The organism is Gordonia sp. (in: high G+C Gram-positive bacteria) (assembly GCF_047600565.1).
Classification (GTDB): domain Bacteria; phylum Actinomycetota; class Actinomycetes; order Mycobacteriales; family Mycobacteriaceae; genus Gordonia.
The window spans coordinates 1782361-1802288 of the sequence record NZ_JASGKN010000001.1; the positions used below are offsets into that span (position 1 = coordinate 1782361).

A 19928-nucleotide genomic window follows, 5' to 3' on the forward strand; every position below is an offset into this window, starting at 1 on the left:
ACGATCTCGGTCGACACGGTCTCGATGATCGCGACCTCGGACGAGGTCGTCTCCACCACCGCGATCTCGGTCGACGGTGCGGCATCGGTCGACGGTGCCGCCTCGTCGGTGGCCGGGCGTGTACGCCGAACCTTGACCACCTCGACGGCACCGTCGTCGTAGGCGTCGTAGGCCGGGCTGCCCTGACCGCCGGCCGGAGCCGGCACGTCGGAGTGGGCGCCGCAGCCGTACTCGACGGAGATCACATGGCCGTCGGCCGAGTACTCGTTGGCGCAGACGCCGAAGGCGCCGTGCAGGGCGCCGGCGATCGGAAGATAGAAGCCGCAGGTGCCGCAGGTGTGGCGGGCCGAGCGGGCCATCGCCGACTCGGGTCCGTACTCGCCGTCGAACCAACGCTGGGCGGCATCGGCGCGGCCGTCCTCGGACAGCAGACGCGCGCGGCCCAGCCCGATCTCGGCGGACACCTGGCCCACCTGATCGCGGTCGATCGGATCGACGTCGCGAGTGTCGACCTGGCCGGGCACCAGGCGCGGATCATCTGGCGGCGACGCCAGCAGATCGCCGGCGCCCAGGTCTCCGGCGGCGATGCGCTCGGAGAACGGCACCCAGGCGGGGGCCAGCAGCGCGCCGTCACCCGGCAGCAGCACGACCTCCGAGACGGTCACCTCGTCCGGCGTCGCACCCGCCAGAACCACACACCACTGCCACCCGACGTAACCGGGAAGCCGCGCCGCGAAGTAGTGGGCGACCGCGTCCTCGCCTTCCGGCCGCGCGGCGAGATGCTCGCCGGGGTTCTCACCGTCGGCGACCAACGCGTCCCGCGCGACGTCGACCGCGCTGATCAGGTGGTCCGTAACGACTGCTGCACTCACCCCTCCAGTGTGCCTCAGGGCCACCCGGCCGATCCAGCCGCCCGCGAAACCGGGGGCGGGTCACCGGGTGCCGTCCCCGCACCCGTCGCCCCGATAGGGAACAATCGATGCCGTGGCAGCACGCACCCCTCGAGACGACCGCCGGGCGACCGGTGACGCCGCCGCCTCCCCGGGTGCGCCGTCCGAGTCCCGCACCCGGCGTCAGCGCGGGCGTCGTGCACCGCATCCCGGGCAGGGCGCCTACCCACCGGATCCCCCGAACCGGAATCGGCGGTCCGACGCGGCGAGCGGCGCCTATCTGCCGCCGCGCACACACAATCCGCATTTGCCGCCGCTGAACGGGGACACCGACTACCTCGGCGACGACGAGCACACTCGCACGCACACCCGCACCTTCTCGCCGAACTCGTCGGGCCCGGGTCTCGCCGACGCCGACACCCGGCCGGGCGGCTATGTGCCGCCCGAGAAGGTGACCGTCGTGCGGGTGGCCGGTCAGCGGGCCAAGTACTTCGCCGGCCGCGGCGTGAAGATGGTGCACCGTGCCGCCACCGCCGACGGCGCGGATCGCTCCGGCCTGACGGCGCTGACCCTGCCGGTGATCGCCAACGCGGCCGTCGACGCGGCCATGGCGGTCGCGCTGGCCAACACTCTGTTCTTCGCCGCCGCGACCGGCGAGTCGAAGGTGGGTGTCGGCCTCTATCTGGCGTTGACCATCGCCCCGTTCGCGGTGATCGCCCCGCTCATCGGCCCGCTCCTGGACCGCCTGCAGCACGGCCGCCGTGTCGCGATGGCGGCCACCTTCGGTCTGCGTCTGGTCCTCGGCCTGCTGATCATCCTCAACTCGACGTGGAATCCGGCGACCGGTCAGTTGCAGTACAAGGAGTGGGTGCTCTACCCGTGCGCGCTCGGGTTGATGGTGCTGTCCAAGTCGTTCGGCGTCCTCAAGTCGGCCGTCGCCCCGCGTGTCCTGCCGCCCAGTATCGATCTGGTGCGCGTGAACTCACGGCTGACCGTGTTCGGTCTGGTCGGCGGCACGATCGTCGCCGGCGGTATCGCCGCACTGTTCGAGATGGTGCTCGGCCGCTGGATGCCGTTCCACATCCCCGGTGCGATGGTGGCGCTGTGCCTGCTGTGCGTGGCCGGCGCCTACTACTGCATGAAGATCCCCAGCTGGGTGGAGGTGACCGAAGGCGAGGTGCCCACGACCATCACCTACCGGGGTGCGATCGACGACCGTCTGGACCAGCAGTCTCCGCGCAAGCGCGGCGCCCGGCAGATCTCGGCGAATCTGGCGGCGAGGATCCGGCAGCCGCTGGGACGGTCGGTGGTCACCGGCCTGTGGGGCAACGGCACCATCCGCATCCTGACCGGCTTCCTCACCATCTACGTCGCGTTCTACGCCAAAGGCCAGGAGGGGCACACCGGCTGGCAGCAGATCGCCATGCTGGGCGCGGTCGGCGCGGCCGCCGGCGTCGGCAATTTCCTCGGCAACGGTCTGGGCACCCGGCTCGAGCTGAAGACCCCGCCGACGATCGTCGTCGCGTGCACGGCCGGGGCGACGGTCGCCGCGATCCTCGCCGCGGTGCTGGGAAACCTGCTGTTCGTGGTGATCGCCGCCTTCGTCGGGTCGGCCACCAGTGCGGTCGGCAAAGTGTGCCTCGACTCGACCATCCAGGACGATCTGCCCGAGGCGTCGCGGGCGTCGGCGTTCGGCCGCTCCGAGACGGTGCTGCAGTTGTGCTGGGTGCTCGGCGCCGGCTTGGGCGTGCTGCTGCCGCCCACCCTATGGATCGGTTTCACGGTGATCTCGGCGTTGATGGTGATCGGTCTGGCGCAGACGGTGTTCACCTCGCGCGGTGCCACCCTGGTCCCCGGTATCGGCGGCCGCCGTCCGGACCACGCCGAGCCGACGGTACCGTTCGCCGCGACACCCCCGACCCGCAATCTCAAGGAGTGAGGCGAGTGAGCCTGCAGCCCCAGGACCGCAAGGCGTTGGCCGTGCTGGCCGCGACGGCGGTGGCCGTCGTCGCACTGATCGCCGGCCTGACCACGGTGCTGGTCAAGACCGTGCATCACGACGACCTGCCGCAGGTGTCGGTCGCCGCGGACGGCCACGGGCTGCGCGCCGATCCGGTGTTCTGGTGCGATCTGAAGCTCACCGAATGCAAGCCGTTCGATCCGCGGCCGCTGCCGGAGATCCCGATCACCCCGGTGGGCTTCCCGGTGGCGACCGGCAGCACGCTGACGCTGTCGGTGCCCGAGGAGGTGTCGGCCGGACCGTGGAGCCTGGTCGCCCAGTATTCGACGCCGAAGGGTCTACAGGCCGTCCAGTGGATCCATCACTCGGGCACCACGTTCACTCAGCTGCTGCCGTCCACCCCGGACCGGGTGCTGATGGGGGTCGAGATCACCCCGCTGTCCGCGGTGCTGGAGGACACGACCCCGGAGGGTTTCGAATCCGGCCAGGGTTCACTGCTGCCGCGCGCGATGTATTCGATCAAGACCGCCCCGGGCGGCTACACCGTGCCGAACGAGACCGAACTCCCCGGCATCCGCGGAGAGTCGAGCGAGTCCTAGCTGTCCAGTTCGCGCGTGACGGCGCGGACGACCTCGCTGATGCGCTGGCTGGTCTTGCGGTCCGGGTAGCGGCCGTTGCGCAGTCCCGGCTGCACGGAGCCTTCGAGCAGGGTGATGAGGTCGGAGATCATGCTGTGCAGTTCGTCCGGCGTGTGCCGCTTGCCGCTGCTGCGCTGCGCGTCGCGGACGTTGCGGGAGACGCTGGGGGCGGGCTCGAGGACGGTCAGCCGGAGCGCCTGCGGGCCGCGGCGGCCGGCGGCCATGTCGAACTCGACGCGCTGGCCGGCCTCGAGCTCCTCGACGTCGTCGGGGAGCGCGGAGGAACGGACGTAGACGTCCTCCCCCTCGTCCTGCGAGAGGAATCCGTACCCCTTCTCGGAGTCGTACCACTTCACTCGGCCGGTCGGCACCGCACTCACCTTCAACTGGTCGGAACCGCGCAAACGGCGCGGTCTGTCGTCTTGCGATCCTACGCACCCGGCTACCGTGAAAGGCATGCAGACCCAGAAGTCGTCGCCGCTGCTGGCGACCGCGGTGATCATGGTGATCGTCGGCGCGGTGGCCAGCGTGGCACTGCTCTTCCCCGCCGTCCGCGACACCAACACCACGGTCGTCACCGTTACGTACCTGTTGGCCCTGCTCGCTCCCCTCGGCTTTCTGCTCGGGTTGTTCTTCGCGTTGCGCACCGGGTGGCGCAATCGATGAGCGATTCCGGGCCGCTCGCCCCGGCCGGCGACGCCGGTGCGCTGAAGCAGGCCTACAGCTGCTTCCCGTCGGGGGTGGTCGCCGTGTGCCGTCGCGACGGCGACGGCCGGCCGATCGGGATGTCGGCCAGTGCGTTCACCACCGTGTCGCTCGATCCTCCGCTGGTGTCGGTCTGCGTGCGCGAGGAGTCGGCGACGTGGCCGCAGTTGCGTGATGCGCCCGCGCTGGGCGTGAGTGTGTTCGCGGCCGACCAGGCGGAGCTGTGCCGCCGGCTGGCCGGGCCGCCGGCCGGCCGGTTCGACGGCGTCGAGACGATCGACGAGGCCGACGGCGCACTGTTCCTCGCCGACGCGACCGCCCATCTGTTGTGCACCCGGTACGCCGAGTACCCGGCGGGTGATCATTCGGTGGTGCTGCTGCGTATCGAGGCGCTGCGATCGGATCCGGAGGCCGAGCCGCTGGTGTTCCATGCGAGTTCGTTCCGTGCGCTCGAGGCCCGTCGGGCTGCGGCGGGGCCGCAGGACGAGTGACCATCACCTCAATCGAACTGTGACCTTCGTCACATAACGAACGGATAACGAACCGGCCACGGGACGACTATCGGTGCCGTGAACTGCACAGATGCCCGAACAAGGCCGAAAGTCCCCGTCAAGGCACGAAAACCCATGTCGGCGATGAGGGTGAATCGGTCGCAACCATTCCGTAATGTTCTCCCCGATCGCGCCGTCGACGGCCGGTCGAACAACCGAACAGTCCCGACGGCCGCGCCCAACCTCGTTCCGCCGCCGGGTCAGCCAGAACAAGTACGTTCAGGAACGAGGACGGGGGACCCAATTTCCCGCCCCGGGAAGCCGGTGCGAGTCGCGAGAGCGACACGGACCTTGGGGTTAAGTCCCGACAGACGCGAGTCCTACGGGACCGAGCACCTCTCGCTCGAACCCGACAGCTGACTTCGTAGGCGCGTGGAGAGAGGAAAACAACTCATGGGACGTCACGCTAAGCAGACCTCCAGCAAGACCAACAAGACCAAGACCATCGCCAAGGTCGCGCTCACCGGTGCCGTCCTCGGTGGCGGTGCCGCGCTGATGGGCGCCGGCCACGCCGCTGCGGCCACCGACGCCGAGTGGGACCAGGTCGCCCAGTGCGAGTCGGGCGGCAACTGGCACATCAACACCGGTAACGGCTACTACGGCGGCCTGCAGTTCAGCGCCGGCACCTGGACCGGCAACGGTGGCGGCCAGTACGCCCCGACCGCCGATCAGGCCACCCGCGAGCAGCAGATCGTCGTCGCCGAGCGCGTTCTCGCCTCGCAGGGCAAGGGCGCATGGCCCGTCTGCGGCACCGGCCTGTCGGGTGCCACCCCGCGCACCGCTCCGGCGTCGCCGAAGCTGCCGAAGCTCGACAAGAAGCAGGACAAGACCGAGGGTCTGGGCGCCACCAAGGACGCCAAGAACACCGAAGAGGCCGTCCAGCAGGTCGACGGTGTCGTGAAGGATCAGAGCCCCGAGGTCAAGAACGCCTGGGCCGCCGCCAAGAAGCACGGCTTCAAGCTCGACAAGGATCAGCTGAAGATCTACAACGAGAACAAGGGCCTGGTCGACCAGTACACCCGCTGATCACCGCTCGATAGTTCTCGATCAGCTCGAGACGACGAAGAACCCCCGCACCGATGGTGCGGGGGTTCTTCGTTGTCTGCGGTGCCGCGCGGGCTGCGCGCGACGTCCGGCGCCGAGCCGGTTCAGCGGTTGACGACGGTCTTCGACTGGATGAACGGCAGATCGTCCGCCGGCACCGGCAGCACCGTCTCGTCGCCGAAGGGCGACAGTGCGCCGGCGAGATGCGAGGTGAACTCGGTGACCGCGTGATCGACATCCTCCGGAAGGACCGGCCAGCCGTTGTCGACGTATCCATTCTTCTTAGCCATGGGCTCATTGTGCCATGACGCGACCGCGCCGGAGAGCTTCCCCCGGCCTCGCCGGTAGAATCCGGCGGGTGGATCCGGACCGTGGAGTGAAAGGCCTGGCGCAGGCGCTGGCCGAGCGCACGGACGACGAGCTCGCCCGGTTGCTGCAGCGCCGGCCGGACCTGGCATCACCGCCGCCCCGCGGAACCGGCGTCCTCGCGCAGCGGGCGTGCAGCGCCGCCTCCATCTCACTGGCCGGCGAAGCCCTGGACCTTCCGGCGGTCGCGGTCGTCGAAGCGTTTCTGGAGGCCGCGTCCGGGGACGTGCACCACGACCTGATCGGTCCGGTGACCCGCGACGAGATCGTCGCCCTTCTCGGCAGGCGCCTCAAGCGGGCCGAGGTCGACGCCCGGCTGGCCGATCTCGCCGACGCCGCCCTCCTCTGGGATTCGGGCACCGGAAGCGCCCGCAAGCCCGCCTGGGTCGCGGGTATCCATCTGGCCTCCGCCCTCCCCTGGCGGGCTCACCATCTGCTGGGGCCCCTGTCCATGCTGTCGCCGGACGAGATCCGGGGCCGGCTCGACACCGTCGACGACCGTCAGCGCGAACTCCTCACCGCCCTCTCGTCGGGCCCGCCGCTGGGCCGGAGCCGGGATGCGGCACCCGGCGCCGATCCGTCGGCGCCCGTCCGAAGGCTCATCGACGACGGTCTGCTCGCCCGGGTCGACGAACAGACCGTCGAACTGCCGCCCATGGCCGCCCGCCTCCTGCGGGACGAGCCGCCGCTGATCACCGTTGATCTCGCCGAACCCGAGCCGGGCGGAGAACCGGGCCGCTTCGGCCCGGCGGACGTCGACGCCGCCGGCGCCGGCGAAGCCCTGGAGCTGCTGCGGCACGCCGCCGAACTGCTCGCCGCGCTGGGGCGGTCGCCGGCCGCCGTGCTGCGTTCCGGCGGACTCGGCATCCGGGAACTGCGACGCCTGGCCAAGGCGACCGGCCTGAGCGTCGGGCGGGTCGGACTGCTGGTCGAGATCCTCGCCGCGCAGCGCCTCATCGACAGCGGCTACCCCGAGCCGGAGCCGGCGAACTGGACCGGCGACGAGGTCTTCGCCCCGACTCCCGCCGCTGACGCCTGGCGGCACCTGTCCACCGAGCGTCGATGGCAGTCGGCGGCCGCGGCCTGGCTCGACCTGCCCCGACGGCCGTGGCAGATCGGCGACACCGACCGCGACGGCAACACCCTCGCCGCCTTGAGCAGCGAACTGTTCGACGCGGGCGCCCCGCTCAGCCGCCGCCAGGTGCTGGAGCCGCTGCGCACGACCCCGCCGGCCGCACCGGTGACCGTCGAACGTCTGGCCGCCGCCCTGGCCTGGCGCCATCCGCGCCAGCTCCGCCGGTGGACCACCCGCTTCGTCGGGGAGACCCTGCGGGAGGCCACCGAGCTGGGCCTGGTCGCCCACGAGGGGCTGACCTCCGTCGGACGTGCACTGCTGGAGCAGTCCGACGACGACGGCGCCGCCGTCCTGGCCGCTATGGACACCGCCTTGCCCACCCCCGTCGACCACTTTCTGGTGCAGGCCGATCTGACGTTGATGGTGCCCGGTCCGATGACCCCCGAGCTCGCCGAACAGGTCGAGATGATCGCCGATCTGGAGTCCGGCGGTGCGGCCTCGGTCTACCGGATCAGCGAGGACAGCCTGCGGCGCGGCCTGGACTCCGGGCGCAGCGGCGCGGAGATCATCGCGATGCTCGGCACGCACTCGCGCACTCAGGTGCCGCAGTCGCTCACCTACCTGGTCGAGGATGTGGCCCGACGGCACGGGCAGCTGCGCGTCGGCATGGCGTCGTCGTTCGTCCGCTGCGAGGACCCGGCCCAGCTGGCCGAGCTGCTGCGCAGCGACGCCGCCGCCGAGGTGTCTCTGCGGTCGCTGGCCCCGACGGTGGCCGTCTCCCCCGCGCAGGTGCGCGACGTGATCGATGCGCTCCGCACGGCCGGATTCAGCCCGGCCGGCGAGGACTCCGCCGGATCCCTGGTGGACTTGCGCAGCGGCGGCAGCCGGGTGGCCGGACGCGCGCCGTCCGGACGTCCCGCGCACCGCCGCGCCCGGATCAACGACGGCCAGGCCCGGGCGGTCGTGGACCGCATGCGGGCCGCCGATCGCGCCGACGAGCCGGCGGCCGGACAGATCCGCGTCACCGGTGGCGGGGAGAGCGCCTCCGCGCTCATCCAGCTGGCGTTGCGCACCGGACGCTCGGTCCGGCTCGGCTATGTCGATGCCGCCGGCACCGCCGGCAAGCACGTCGTGCGGCCGCGCGGCCTGGAGGCAGGACAGCTGCTCGGCGACGAGGAGGGCCGGGAGGCGCGCTTCTCACTGCACCGGATCACCAGCCTCGAGCTCCTGTAGCCGCCCCTCCCCCTGTCCCTACTCCCCCGTATAGCGTTCCTCAGCGCGCATACGACGACCTCTGACGTCATCGGGGGAGTCTGGGTCAGGAATAATGGGTCGGGTGACTGACGGACCCCTCATCGTCCAATCGGACAAGACCGTTCTGATGGAGATCGATCACCCGCAGGCGGCAGCCGCCCGCGCCGCGATCGCCCCCTTCGCCGAACTCGAGCGCGCGCCCGAACACGTCCACACCTACCGGATCACTCCCCTGGCGCTCTGGAACGCCCGCGCCGCCGGGCACGACGCCGAGCAGGTGGTCGATGCACTGGTGAAGTTCTCCCGTTTCCCGGTGCCTCAGCCGCTGCTCGTCGACATCGTCGACACCATGGGCCGCTTCGGGCGCCTGCAACTGGTCAAGAGCCCCGTTCACGGACTCACCCTGGTGTCGCTGGACCGCGCGGTCCTCGAAGAGGTGCTGCGCAACAAGAAGGTGGCGCCCATGCTGGGTGCCCGTATCGACGACGACACGGTGGTGGTGCATCCGTCTGAACGCGGCCGCCTCAAGCAGGTGCTGCTGAAGATCGGCTGGCCGGCCGAGGACCTCGCCGGCTACGTCGACGGTGAGGCGCATCCGATCGATCTGGAGCAGGACGACTGGCACCTGCGCGACTACCAGCAGATGGCGGCCGACTCGTTCTGGGCGGGCGGCTCGGGTGTGGTCGTGCTGCCGTGCGGCGCCGGCAAGACGATGGTCGGTGCGGCCGCGATGGCCAAGGCGCAGGCCACCACCCTGATCCTGGTGACCAACACGGTCGCCGGCCGGCAGTGGAAGCGCGAACTGATCGCCCGGACGTCGCTCACCGAGGACGAGATCGGCGAGTATTCGGGCGAACGCAAGGAGATCCGTCCGGTCACCATCGCGACCTATCAGGTGATGACCCGCAAGTCGAAGGGCGAGTACCGGAACCTCGACCTGTTCGATTCGCGCGACTGGGGCCTGATCATCTACGACGAGGTGCACCTGCTGCCGGCGCCGGTGTTCCGGATGACCGCCGATCTCCAGTCCCGCCGGCGTCTGGGGTTGACCGCGACGCTGGTCCGCGAGGACGGCCGTGAGGGCGATGTCTTCTCACTGATCGGACCGAAGCGCTACGACGCCCCGTGGAAGGACATCGAAGCGCAGGGCTGGATCGCGCCCGCCGAATGCGTCGAGGTCCGGGTGACGATGACCGACGAGGAGCGTCTGCAGTACGCGGTCGCCGAGAACGACGCGAAGTACAAGCTGTGCTCCACCGCGCGGTCCAAGCTGCGGGTGGTCAAGTCGATCCTGGACAAGCACAAGGGGCAGCAGACTCTCGTCATCGGCGCCTACATCGACCAGCTCGAGGAACTCGGCCGGGAGCTGAACGCCCCGGTCATCCAGGGTTCGACCCGCAACGCCGAACGGGAGAAGCTGTTCGAGGCGTTCCGCCAGGGTGAGATCGACACGCTCGTCGTGTCGAAGGTCGCGAACTTCTCCATCGACCTGCCGGAGGCGTCGGTGGCGGTACAGGTGTCCGGTACCTTCGGGTCGCGCCAGGAGGAGGCTCAGCGTCTCGGCCGACTGCTGCGGCCGAAGGCCGACGGCGGCCAGGCACACTTCTATTCGGTGGTCTCCCGCGACAGTCTGGACGCCGACTACGCCGCGCACCGCCAACGGTTCCTCGCCGAGCAGGGCTACGCCTACACGATCGTCGACGCCGACGACCTGCCACTGGTCTGACCGTGAAGAATCCCCCGCTGGTCGACCGGATGCGTCCGTTCTCGTCGACGATCTTCGCCGAGATGACGGCCCTGGCGGTGGCCACCGGCGCGGTGAATCTCGGCCAGGGGTTTCCGGATGCCGACGGTCCCACCGCCATGCTGGAGGCCGCCCGGCAGGCGATCGGCGACGGCCGCAATCAGTACCCGCCCGGTCCCGGCATCCCGGAACTGCGGACGGCGATCGCCTCCCACGAGAAGGACCAATACGGCCTCGACTACGACCCCGACACCCAGATCCTGGTGACGGCCGGCGCCACCGAGGCGATCGCGGGCGCGATCCTCGGGCTGGTGGAGCCGGGCCGCGAGGTCGTGATGATCGAGCCGTACTACGACTCGTATGCCGCGACCGTCGCCCTGGCCGGCGGCATCCGCCGCACCGCGCCGCTGGTGCCCGACGGCGACGGCTTCCGCCTCGACCGGGATGCTCTGGCCGCCGCGTTCGGCCCGGACACCGCGGCGGTGCTGCTGAACTCCCCGCACAATCCGACCGGCACGGTGCTGACCGACGACGACCTGGCCGAGGTCGCCCGCCTGGCGATCGAGTACGACGTCCCGGTGATCGCCGACGAGGTGTACGAACATCTGTTGTTCGACGGGCGCCGCCACACGCCGATCGCGACGCTGCCCAGCATGGCCGACCGCACCCTGCGGATCTCGAGTGCGGCGAAGACGTTCAACGTGACCGGCTGGAAGATCGGCTGGTGCAGCGGCCCCGCCGAGCTCGTGGCCGCGACCCGGGCGGCCAAACAGTTCCTCACCTATGCCGGCGGTGCACCGTTCCAGCCGGCCGTCGCCCTGGCTCTGAACACCGAGATGGAGTGGGTCCGGCGGTCGTGCACCGACCTGCAGTCCAAGCGTGACGCCCTCTCGCAGGCCCTCGCCGACGCGGGTTTCGGAGTCCACCGCAGTGAGGCGACCTATTTCGTTCTCGCCGACCCGCGACCCCTGGGCTTCACCGACGGTGCCGCCCTGTGCCGGGAGCTCCCGGGCCGGATCGGCGTGGCCGCCGTACCGGTCAGTGCCTTCGTCGACCCGCATCCGGCGGATCGACGGGACGCCGCGCCCTGGGACCACCTCGTCCGGTTCGCCTTCGCCAAGAACGACGACGTCATCGCCGACGCCGCCGAGCGTCTGCGCCGGCTGTAGAAACGGCGACGGTCACTCCCGACTTTTCGCACATCTGTTCGATACACTCGATCCATGGTGATCGGGATCCAGGAATCGCTCTTCGCCGACCCCACCGCCACCGAGACCGGGGTGCGATCGCTGACGTCCGGAATGAGCCGGACCGTGCTGCCCTACGGCGCCTGGGTGGATGTGCGTCCGGGCTGGCTGACGGGGGCGTCGTCGCTGTTCGACCGGCTCAGCGCGGTCGTGCCGTGGCGGACCGAACAGGTGACGATGTACGACTCGGTGGTCGACGTCCCGCGACTGATGCGCTACTACGACGCCGACGAGCGCCTTCCGGACCCGCTGCTCGAGGATCTGCGCGATGCGCTGTCGGTCCGCTACCGGGAGACCCTGCCGGAGGGTTTCCGCACGGCGGGCCTGTGTCTGTACCGCGACGGCGACGACAGCGTCGCCTGGCACGGCGACCGGATCGGCCGTGGCGAGCACTCCGACACCCTCGTCGCGATCGTGTCGCTCGGGGCGCCCCGGGTTCTCGCCTTGCGGCCGCGCGGCGGCGGGCAGTCGATCCGCTTCACCCTGGGGAGCGGCGACCTCCTGGTGATGGGCGGATCGTGTCAGCGCACCTGGGACCACGCGGTACCCAAGATGCGAGCCGCGGGACCCCGGATCTCCATCCAGTTCCGTCCGGCCGGCGTCCGCTGAATCAGTCGTCGGGGGCCGCGAGCGCGTCGTCGTCGAGTGTCGCATCGTCCGGGACCGCCTCGTCGACGTCCGGGATGCTCTTCGCGTCGGTCCACAGGCTCTTGAGACCCTGCTGCCGGGTCAGACGGCCCTGTTCGGCCATCTCCCGCGCGCGTCGCCCGGGCAGACGGACCAGTTCGGCGAGCACGCTGCCCAGGGTCGGCGGCTCGGAGCGGATGGGCAGGGTGGTCGGTGCGAAGATCCGGGTGGGCTCGGTGCGCCCGCGGAGGGTGCGCGTCTCGGCCGGCTGCCAGAACTCTCCCTCACCGCCTTCCCCGCTGTCGGCGGCGACCGCCGCGTCCACGGCATCGCTGCTCGCGTACACCCGGGACACGCCGTCCTTGGCCTGCTCGGACAGGCGGGCCGCCTCGTTCACCGGGTCGCCGATCACGGTGTACTCGTAACGGGTGGCCGAGCCGATGTTGCCGGCGAACACCTGCCCGTAGCCGACGCCCATGCCCCACTCGATGGGGATGTTCTCACTCAGGTCCTCGCCCAGTTCACGGGCTGCGGCCAGGGCCTGACCGGCGGGATCGTCGAGGGGTGTCGGTGCCCCGAAGACCACCAGCGCGGCGTCGCCCTCGAACTTGTTGATCAGGCCGCCGTACCGGGACACCACGTCGTCGACGATGGAGAAGAACGCGTTGAGGACCACCGCCGTCTCCTGCGGGTCCCGCTGCTCGGCGAACGCCGTCGATCCGGTGATGTCGACGAAGACGACGGCCACGTCGACGTTGGCGCCGAACATCTGGCCGTCGTGCTCCATCGCGAGCTGCGCCACCTCGTCGCCGACATGCCTGGAGAACACTTCGCGGATCCTCTCGCGCTCCGTCAGGCCGTCGAGCATGTCGTTGAGACCGACCTGCAGAACACCGATCTCGGAGGTGTCGTAGACGTCGACGCGGCGGTCGAGGTCGCCGTCGGTGGCGGCCTCGACGACCTCACGCATCTCGGTGAGCGGGTCGGCGATGGCACGTCCGACCAGCGACACGACCTGCAGTCCGGAGGCGAGGGTGAGGAACGCGAGGAACACCACGGCCCAGTCGACCCGGCCGTCGGCCGGCGGCAGCCAGTTCGCCCAGCGGCCGGCGTTGATCGCGAGCAGGCCCACCATCGGCACGGCGGCACCGACGGTCCAGACCACGAGCATCCGTTCGCGCACGCCGTGCAGGACGACCGGCTCGGGCTCGCCGTCCAGCGCCAGCACCGCGAGCGGCCGGGCCGCCGCCTCGGCGAACAGGTAGGACAGGCAGCCGGAGGTGACGGCGGCCAGCGCGGTCGCGCCGGCGGCGGCGATCACATAGTGGTTCCACACCCCGGAGATGAGGGCGTAGATGCCGAAGCCGCACACCCAGCCGGCGGTGTCGCAGAGCGCCTGCCGCCAGGGCAGGGCCGCCACGCGGCGCCGCTGGCCGGGCTGGGGCGGCGCTCCCGCGATGAACCAGCGGAAGTAGGACCGCATCACGATCTGCGACAAGACGATGCTGATCACCGATCCGACCAGGACACCGATCAGCAGGTCGACCAGGTGCAGTCGGCCGCGAGGCAGGTCCAGGGTCAGGCGGCCGCCGGTGAACGTCAACAGCACCAGGACGACGGTCTCCAGGGCGATGAGCACTTTCGCGAACACGCCCATCAGGGCGCCGATCACCGATCCGCGGCGGACGAGGCGACGGCGCTCGTCGTCGTCGAGGTCCGCCCACGCGAGTTCGGGCTGATCGGCGTGGAGTTCGCCGTGGGCGGCTTGAAGGGGCTTGAGTCGGTCGAGACGGTTCAGTGACCGGTGAAAGAACTCGCGGGGTGCGTTCTTCTCCACACAGTCACCTCCCACCGCTCGGCATGGACGCAAGCGTAGCCGAGCGGGGGAGGTGATGGGTGACGAAAGTCCAGGTCAGCCCTGGGCCTGACCGGCCTCGATCTCGAGGGTGATGGTGATCTTGTCGCCGACCACGGTGCCGCCGGTCTCCAGGGGCATCTCGATGTCGATGCCGAAGTCCTTGCGGTTGATGACGGTGGTGGCTTCGAACCCGGCGACCGGACCGTGGCCCATGCCGGGGTTGACGCCCTTGAACTCGAAAGTGAGGTCGACCGGCTTGGTGACGCCCTTCAGCGTGAAGTCGCCATGGACCACGAAGTCGTCGCCGTCGGCCTCGACGGAGGTCGACTTGTAGACGGCCTCAGGGTACTTCTCGGCGTCGAAGAAGTCGGCGGACTTGATGTGGCCGTCGCGCTGCTCGTTGCCGGTGTCGATGGACGTGACGTCGATGGTGGCCTCGACGGACGGGGTGCCGTCCTCGGCGACGGTGATCGCGCCGCTGAAGGTCTGGAAGGTGCCGCGCACCTTCGACACCATCAGGTGGCGCACGGAGAAGCCCACGGTGGAGTGGGCGGGGTCGATGGTCCAGGTGCCGGCGGGCAGGAGGCTGGCGGATGCGTTGACGTCGGTCATGACGGGCTCCTTGAGAGAGTGCGGTTCGGGTCGGTGCGGGTCGGGTCGCTCATCGAGTTCGCCGAACACCACACCGATCATAACCGGACTGCGGTCCGATTTATTTCCGGCCCGGGTCGATTCCTCTACTCGGTGTCCGGATTCTCTGCCGGAGCCTCCGTCGACGCCGCCTTCTTCGCCGGAGCCTTCTGTGCCGCGGCCTTCTTCGCCGGCGTCTTCTTCGCGGCGGTCTTCTTCGCGGCAGCCTTCTTGGCCGGGGCCTTCTCAGCCGCCGTCTTCCGGGCGGTCGTCGCGGACGCGGCGTCGTCGTCGGTCAGCCGGGCGATCGTCTTGTCCACGCCGCTCTCCGCCGTATCGCCGACCGCGTTGTTCTCGTACTCGACTTTCAGTGCCGGACCGTCGACGGACGCGTACTGCACCACCAGCGCCGAATCCTCGCTGCTCGCGAACACCACGCGGTCGTCGTCGATCGGTGCCGGGTCGAGCGCCACCGGTTCCGGCTCGCGAATGATCGGCGAGTGGTCGACCACGGCGTCTGGACCACTCACGGCGGCCTCGGTCGCCGCGGTGTTCTTCGCTGTGTCGTTCACGGTCCCCTCCTGCACGGTCTTCTTTCTGCGCCGACCCACGGCGGCACCGGCCGCCGCGCCGACGGCGAGACCACCGAGGGTGCCGGTGATCGTCCGCCAGTCCTTCCAGACCGGCTCCTGCGACGCCGGCACCTCGACGGTCGGTACCGCCGCATGCCGCTCCCCCGCGTCCTGGGCCATCTGCGGGAACTGGGTCGCCAGTTCCGCCGGAACGGTCGTCAGACCGGTGTTCGACCACACGATCTGCGTGCCGTTCGGGCCGGCGAAGTTCGCGACGTCGGCGTGGCCGGCGTCCACCGTGTCCGACACCGGGAACCCGAACGGACCGGTGACTCCGCCGGAGGCGCGCCAGGCGCGCAGGACTCCGCCGGTCAGCAGGACCGCCGCGGAATCGGGACGCCAGTAGATGGCCGCCCCGTCGGCCGCATCGAAGTCGGAGAACCGGCCCAGGTCCCCGGCCTGCTGCTCGTCGGAGGTCGGGAAGCCGATGGTGTCGACGCCACCGGTCTGCCGGAACTTCTGGGCGATGGCGCCGAAGAGGGCATGCGTCCCGGTGGACGGCGAGGTGTAGATCGACCCGCCCGCGTAGTCGCGATAGCCGCCGTCACCGGCGAGGACGACGGCACCGATCGGTGCCCCCAGTCCCTGCTGGTGCGTCGGGTCGGCGGCGTATTGGTCGATGGCCGCCGTCGTGTCCGACAGCTGGTCGGCGTGCGCGGAACCGGCGCCGAGCAGTCCGGTCAGACCGAACAGCAGCGCCAGCGCCGCGAGGGCCGCGGATCGAACCAGGCTTCGCGCTGGGCCGGGCATCAGTAGTTCTTCGGATGCCGGTACCCGGCGGCCTGGGCCGACTCCTCGGTGTCGAACCAGATCTCCGCCACGGTCGCGGCGTACGCCGGCGACTCGGGCGTGTGGTACAGGCCGGAATCGGCGTTGCCCTTGATCACGAAGCCGGCGGGCGCCTCGTTGACGTCGGCGAGCGGGAGCCGTGCACCGGCCGGAACCGGAACCTGCTTGCCCTTGAACTCGTAGGTCAGCTCGGTGCCGGCCGGCACCTCGTAGGTGGCGTTCATCGGCTCGACCGCGGAGTGACGACCGGCGATGTTGTCCTGCGGATGCTTGCCGGTTCCCCGCTCCACCCAGCGCGATGCACTGTCGTCGTGCGCGAGGATCTCGGCCTCGGGCGCGGTGACCGGTGCGGCCTGATGGGTGATCGTGCTGCGGGTCTCGGAGTCCTCGACCACGTGCTCGACCGGCTTCTCCACGACCTTGCGGACGAAGACCGGCTTCTCGATCACGACTTCCTGCTCGATCTGCTTCTCGACGACCTTCTCGACCTCGACGTAGACCGGGACCTCGACGACCTTCTCGACCTCGATGTAGACCGGCTTCTCCACGATGCGTTCGGCGACGGTCTTGATCTCCTTCTCGACGACGTTCTCGACGATGACGGGCTTCTCGACCTCCTTCTCGAACTCGCGGGTGACCGGCTTCTCGACGACCTTCTCGACGATCTCCGGGCGCTCGACGATCTTCTCGACCGTGTGCTGGACCGGCTTGTCGACGACCTTCTCGACCACGTTCGGCTTCTCGACCACGCGCTCGACGACCTTGTCGACGGGCTTCTCGATGACCTTCTCGATGACGTTCGGCTTCTCGACGACCCGCTCGACGACGTGGTCGAAGGGCTTGTCGATGACCTTCTCGATGATGTTGGGCTGCTCGACGATCCGCTCGACGGTCCGGTCGACGTCCTTCTCGATCAGCTTCTCGACGATGTTCGGCTTCTCGACGATCCGCTCGACGGTCTTGTCGACCGGCTGCTCGATGACCTTCTCGACGATGTTCGGCTTCTCGACCACGCGCTCGACGGTCTTGTCGACGTCCTTCTCGATCAGCTTCTCGATGACGTTCGGCTTCTCGACGATCCGCTCGACGGTCTTGTCGACCGGCTGCTCGATGACCTTCTCGACGATGTTCGGCTTCTCGACGATCCGCTCGACGGTCTTGTCGACCGGCTGCTCGATGACCTTCTCGACGATGTTCGGCTTCTCGACGACCCGCTCGACGACCTTGTCGACTTCCTTCTCGACCTGCTTGACGACCGGCTTCTCGCGGACGAGTTCGATGGTCTTCTCGACCTCTTTCTCGACCATCTTGTAGACGATCTTCTCGACCGGGACCTCGACGACCTTCTCGACGATCTTCTCGACCGGCTTCTGGACGATGATCTCGACGGGGACTTCGACTTCCTTCTCGACGACGTTGACGATCGGCTTCTCAACGATGCGGTCGACCGTCACCTCCTTGTCGACGACCTTGTCGCGGATGTCGACGACCAGCTTCTCGACGATGCGGTCGACCTGGACGGGCTTCTCGGTGATCTCGTCGACCAGGGTGACGACCAGCTTCTCGACCAGACGCGGCACGTCGACGGTCTTCTCGCTGATCTCGTCGACCACGTTGACGACGACCTTCTCGACCACGCGGGAGATGTCGATCGGCTTGTCGACGACGTCATCGACCAGGGTGACGATCGGCTTCTCGACCAGGCGCGGCACCTCGACCGGCTTCTCGGTCACGTTGTCGACGACGGTCACGATCGGCTTCTCGACCAGGCGCGGCACCTCGACCGGCTTCTCGGTCACGTTGTCGACGACGGTGACGACCGGCTTCTCCACCAGTCGCGGGATGTCGAGGGGACGGTCCTGAATGTCGTCGCGGATGTTGACGACGGGGCGCTCGACCAGGCGGGAGACCTCGACGGGCTTATCGGTGACGTCGTCGGTGATGGTGACGACGGGGCGCTCGACCAGGCGGGACACGGTGGTCGGCTTGTCGACGACGAGGTCGACGGTGTCCACGACGAGTCGCTCGACCTTCCGTTCGACGGTCACCGGCTTGTCGATGACCTTCTCGACGGGGTTCTCGACGAGTCGCTCGACCGTGAACTCACGGTCGACGACGTTGTCGACGACATTGGTGTTGCCGGTGGCCGGCGCCTTGGGGGCGGCCTTCTTCGCGGCTGGAGTGCGGGGGGCCGCCTTCTTCGGGGCCCCGTCCTGAGGGTTATTCGTCGCCACCGTGCCTCCTAAGACATGGTTACCTTCACACGGGCGCGGCTGATCGACCGCACTTCACCTAAAGAATGTAGTCGCCGAATGTTACTCACGTGACGTCGGATGAGAAAATGGCATCACTGCGACCACGGTGAACAGAATTCTCACAGGTGAAAATCGGGATGAGAAAAGGACCCCTGCGATGCAGGGGTCCTCTATGCGTTCTCGGTGATCCGCTGGTGGCCAGGGCCGGGATCGAACCGGCGACCTTCCGCTTTTCAGGCGGACGCTCGTACCAACTGAGCTACCTGGCCAGAAGGCTGCCGACTCGCTCGATGAGCTGATTGCCGAAAACCTGAAGCGACCCTGACGGGACTCGAACCCGCGACCTCCGCCGTGACAGGGCGGCGCGCTAACCAACTGCGCCACAGGGCCATATTCTGTTGTGCGTGACGGCTACGCCGTCGTGCGTACCCCCTACGGGATTCGAACCCGCGCTACCGCCTTGAAAGGGCGGCGTCCTAGGCCGCTAGACGAAGGGGGCCGGTGGTTCCTCGTTGGGAGCTTGCCTAGCTTATGGCACGGACTTCGAGATTCACAAATCGGCAGGTGAACACACGAAACCGCACCATCAGCAGTGCCCCCTCTCGGGCTCGAACCGAGGACCTGCGGATTAAAAGTCCGTAGCTCTACCAACTGAGCTAAAGGGGCCGGGCGCCCTCGGTGAGGAGGGCGGTGCGAAGTCTACCGTGTCGCGATCAGGCGATGATCAGGCCCGAGGGCGCCGATCGCGCCAGCACCGACCGGACGGCCGCGGTGAATCCCGGAATGAACTTGTCGGCGCCGAGCACGCAGACGGCGTGACCGCCGTCGACGGGGAACTCGGCGGCGTCCCGGATGCCGTCGGTGAGCAGTCCCTGCCGCTGCGGCGGGACCGTCTTGTCGCGGGTGGAGACCACCACGGAGGTGGGGACGTCGATCTCGCCGAGCCAGTCCCGGGAGTCGAATCGCGCCATGGCCTGACTGAATTCACCCAGCTTGGCCATCGGGGTGGACAGGAACTGGGTCATCGCCCAGGTCGCCGGGTGGCGGCGCCAGTCGTCGAGGCGCGCCTCGGACGGGGTGGGGGTCAACCGGTCCAGGCGGGCGGCGAGCCGCGCGATCCGCCGGTCCTTCTCGAGCTCCTCCGGGTCGATGCTGGAGAAGTACGGTCCCGTGGAACAGAGCACCAGGCCGCGGACCCGGTCGGCGTGCCGGCGCCACGCGAGCTGCGCGATTCCACCGCCCATGGAGAAGCCGGCGGCCACGAAGCCGTCGACGCCGAGCTGGTCGGCGACCGCGGCCACGTCGTCGGCGCAGGCGTCGAGGGTGAACTCCTCGTCGGAGCGGATGCCGCGGCCGTGCCAGCGGTGGTCGATGGTGATGACGCGGTGGTCGGAGGCCAGTTCCGGGATCACCGGATACCAGCAGAGCATGCCGGTGGTCGCCACCGAGTGCAGCAGGAAGACGGCGGGCGCCTCGCGGGGCCCGGAGTCGGTGATGTAGGTGGTGCCACGGCCGGGCAACTCCAGATAGCGGCCGGTGGGCAGGAACCGCACCGGGTGCGGCCGAACCACGTGGCCGATCGCCCGTGTGACGGATCCGAGTCGTTTCACCACGTGTACGAAGTTACTCGCGAAACCTTGGTTCGTCCTGTGAGACCGATGAC

At 69.2% G+C, this 19928-nt stretch carries 16 protein-coding genes, 4 tRNA genes, 1 pseudogene and 1 riboswitch; of the genes and pseudogenes, 9 read left to right on the forward strand and 12 right to left on the reverse strand.

Annotated features, from left to right (window positions below):
• Nucleotides 1–122 precede the first annotated feature (122 nt).
• A pseudogene (locus tag QM774_RS08700) lies at nt 123–890 on the reverse strand (DUF3027 domain-containing protein); the annotation flags it as partial.
• Between the two features lie 94 nt (nt 891–984).
• On the opposite strand from QM774_RS08700, the gene QM774_RS08705 reads away from it, so the two are divergent.
• Nucleotides 985–2829, forward strand: coding sequence for an MFS transporter (locus QM774_RS08705; RefSeq protein ID WP_414975502.1), 1845 nt, complete (start codon nt 985–987; stop codon nt 2827–2829).
• Nucleotides 2830–2834: 5 nt separating this feature from the next.
• Nucleotides 2835–3449 (forward strand): DUF2771 family protein, encoded by a 615-nt coding sequence (locus QM774_RS08710; protein WP_414975503.1) that lies wholly within the window; start codon nt 2835–2837, stop codon nt 3447–3449.
• Here the strand turns inward: QM774_RS08710 and QM774_RS08715 are convergent.
• Nucleotides 3446–3859 (reverse strand): cold-shock protein, encoded by a 414-nt coding sequence (locus QM774_RS08715; protein ID WP_414975504.1) that lies wholly within the window; start codon nt 3857–3859, stop codon nt 3446–3448. The genes QM774_RS08710 and QM774_RS08715 overlap by 4 nt on opposite strands.
• An 85-nt stretch (nt 3860–3944) precedes the next feature.
• Here QM774_RS08715 and QM774_RS08720 point away from each other — a divergent pair, with 85 nt between their 5' ends.
• From QM774_RS08720 to QM774_RS08730, 3 genes are all read left to right on the forward strand, one after another.
• Entirely contained in the window at nt 3945–4154 is a 210-nt protein-coding gene (locus tag QM774_RS08720) for a hypothetical protein (RefSeq protein ID WP_414975505.1), read from the forward strand.
• Complete coding sequence (locus QM774_RS08725) at nt 4151–4684, forward strand: flavin reductase family protein (protein ID WP_414975506.1); 534 nt, start codon at nt 4151–4153, stop codon at nt 4682–4684. Before QM774_RS08720 ends, QM774_RS08725 begins: the two co-directional genes overlap by 4 nt.
• Before the next feature lie 243 nt (nt 4685–4927).
• A riboswitch (cyclic di-AMP (ydaO/yuaA leader) is annotated at nt 4928–5131 on the forward strand.
• A gap of 6 nt (nt 5132–5137) precedes the next feature.
• Entirely contained in the window at nt 5138–5770 is a 633-nt protein-coding gene (locus QM774_RS08730) for a transglycosylase family protein (protein ID WP_414975507.1), read from the forward strand.
• A 122-nt stretch (nt 5771–5892) separates the two neighbouring features.
• On the opposite strand, the gene QM774_RS08735 is transcribed toward QM774_RS08730, so the two are convergent.
• Nucleotides 5893–6078, reverse strand: coding sequence for a hypothetical protein (locus QM774_RS08735; protein ID WP_414975508.1), 186 nt, complete (start codon nt 6076–6078; stop codon nt 5893–5895).
• 68 nt (nt 6079–6146) lie between these two features.
• Between QM774_RS08735 and QM774_RS08740 the strand changes: the two genes are divergently transcribed.
• From QM774_RS08740 to QM774_RS08755, 4 genes are all read left to right on the forward strand, one after another.
• On the forward strand, nt 6147–8462 hold the full coding sequence (locus tag QM774_RS08740) for a helicase-associated domain-containing protein (protein WP_414975509.1): 2316 nt from the start codon (nt 6147–6149) through the stop codon (nt 8460–8462).
• Nucleotides 8463–8565: 103 nt separating this feature from the next.
• Nucleotides 8566–10209, forward strand: a complete 1644-nt coding sequence (locus QM774_RS08745; protein ID WP_414975510.1) for a DNA repair helicase XPB — start codon at nt 8566–8568, stop codon at nt 10207–10209.
• A 2-nt stretch (nt 10210–10211) separates the two neighbouring features.
• Nucleotides 10212–11396: a pyridoxal phosphate-dependent aminotransferase gene (locus QM774_RS08750; protein WP_414975511.1), complete on the forward strand. Its 1185-nt coding sequence runs from the start codon at nt 10212–10214 to the stop codon at nt 11394–11396.
• A gap of 54 nt (nt 11397–11450) precedes the next feature.
• Nucleotides 11451–12083, forward strand: a complete 633-nt coding sequence (locus QM774_RS08755; RefSeq protein WP_414975512.1) for an alpha-ketoglutarate-dependent dioxygenase AlkB — start codon at nt 11451–11453, stop codon at nt 12081–12083.
• A 1-nt stretch (nt 12084) separates the two neighbouring features.
• Here the strand turns inward: QM774_RS08755 and QM774_RS08760 are convergent, their stop codons facing one another.
• The 9 genes from QM774_RS08760 to QM774_RS08800 form a co-directional block, all read right to left on the reverse strand.
• The gene (locus QM774_RS08760; protein ID WP_414975513.1) at nt 12085–13938 is read right to left on the reverse strand and encodes an adenylate/guanylate cyclase domain-containing protein; all 1854 of its coding nucleotides are present in this window, start codon (nt 13936–13938) and stop codon (nt 12085–12087) included.
• A gap of 75 nt (nt 13939–14013) precedes the next feature.
• Nucleotides 14014–14571, reverse strand: a complete 558-nt coding sequence (locus QM774_RS08765; protein ID WP_414975514.1) for a YceI family protein — start codon at nt 14569–14571, stop codon at nt 14014–14016.
• A 125-nt stretch (nt 14572–14696) separates the two neighbouring features.
• Nucleotides 14697–15971, reverse strand: coding sequence for an LGFP repeat-containing protein (locus tag QM774_RS08770; RefSeq protein ID WP_414975515.1), 1275 nt, complete (start codon nt 15969–15971; stop codon nt 14697–14699).
• Nucleotides 15971–18244, reverse strand: coding sequence for a hypothetical protein (locus tag QM774_RS08775; RefSeq protein ID WP_414975516.1), 2274 nt, complete (start codon nt 18242–18244; stop codon nt 15971–15973). Before QM774_RS08775 ends, QM774_RS08770 begins: the two co-directional genes overlap by 1 nt.
• A gap of 213 nt (nt 18245–18457) precedes the next feature.
• Nucleotides 18458–18534, reverse strand: a tRNA-Phe gene (locus tag QM774_RS08780).
• A 47-nt stretch (nt 18535–18581) separates the two neighbouring features.
• A tRNA-Asp gene (locus tag QM774_RS08785) sits at nt 18582–18655 on the reverse strand.
• Between the two features lie 36 nt (nt 18656–18691).
• Nucleotides 18692–18764 (reverse strand) — tRNA-Glu (locus QM774_RS08790).
• Between the two features lie 94 nt (nt 18765–18858).
• Nucleotides 18859–18931: transfer RNA gene (locus QM774_RS08795), tRNA-Lys, on the reverse strand.
• A gap of 47 nt (nt 18932–18978) precedes the next feature.
• The gene (locus tag QM774_RS08800; RefSeq protein WP_414975517.1) at nt 18979–19878 is read right to left on the reverse strand and encodes an alpha/beta fold hydrolase; all 900 of its coding nucleotides are present in this window, start codon (nt 19876–19878) and stop codon (nt 18979–18981) included.
• Between the last annotated feature and the right edge of the window lie 50 nt (nt 19879–19928).

Coding starts and splice junctions, on each gene's coding strand:
- QM774_RS08720 (WP_414975505.1), top strand. CDS start 3,945: ATGCAGACCCAGAAGTCGTCGCCGCTGCTGGCGACCGCGGTGATCATG.
- QM774_RS08725 (WP_414975506.1), top strand. CDS start 4,151: ATGAGCGATTCCGGGCCGCTCGCCCCGGCCGGCGACGCCGGTGCGCTG.
- QM774_RS08730 (WP_414975507.1), top strand. CDS start 5,138: ATGGGACGTCACGCTAAGCAGACCTCCAGCAAGACCAACAAGACCAAG.
- QM774_RS08735 (WP_414975508.1), bottom strand. CDS start 6,078: ATGGCTAAGAAGAATGGATACGTCGACAACGGCTGGCCGGTCCTTCCG.
- QM774_RS08755 (WP_414975512.1), top strand. CDS start 11,451: ATGGTGATCGGGATCCAGGAATCGCTCTTCGCCGACCCCACCGCCACC.
- QM774_RS08765 (WP_414975514.1), bottom strand. CDS start 14,571: ATGACCGACGTCAACGCATCCGCCAGCCTCCTGCCCGCCGGCACCTGG.
- QM774_RS08770 (WP_414975515.1), bottom strand. CDS start 15,971: ATGCCCGGCCCAGCGCGAAGCCTGGTTCGATCCGCGGCCCTCGCGGCG.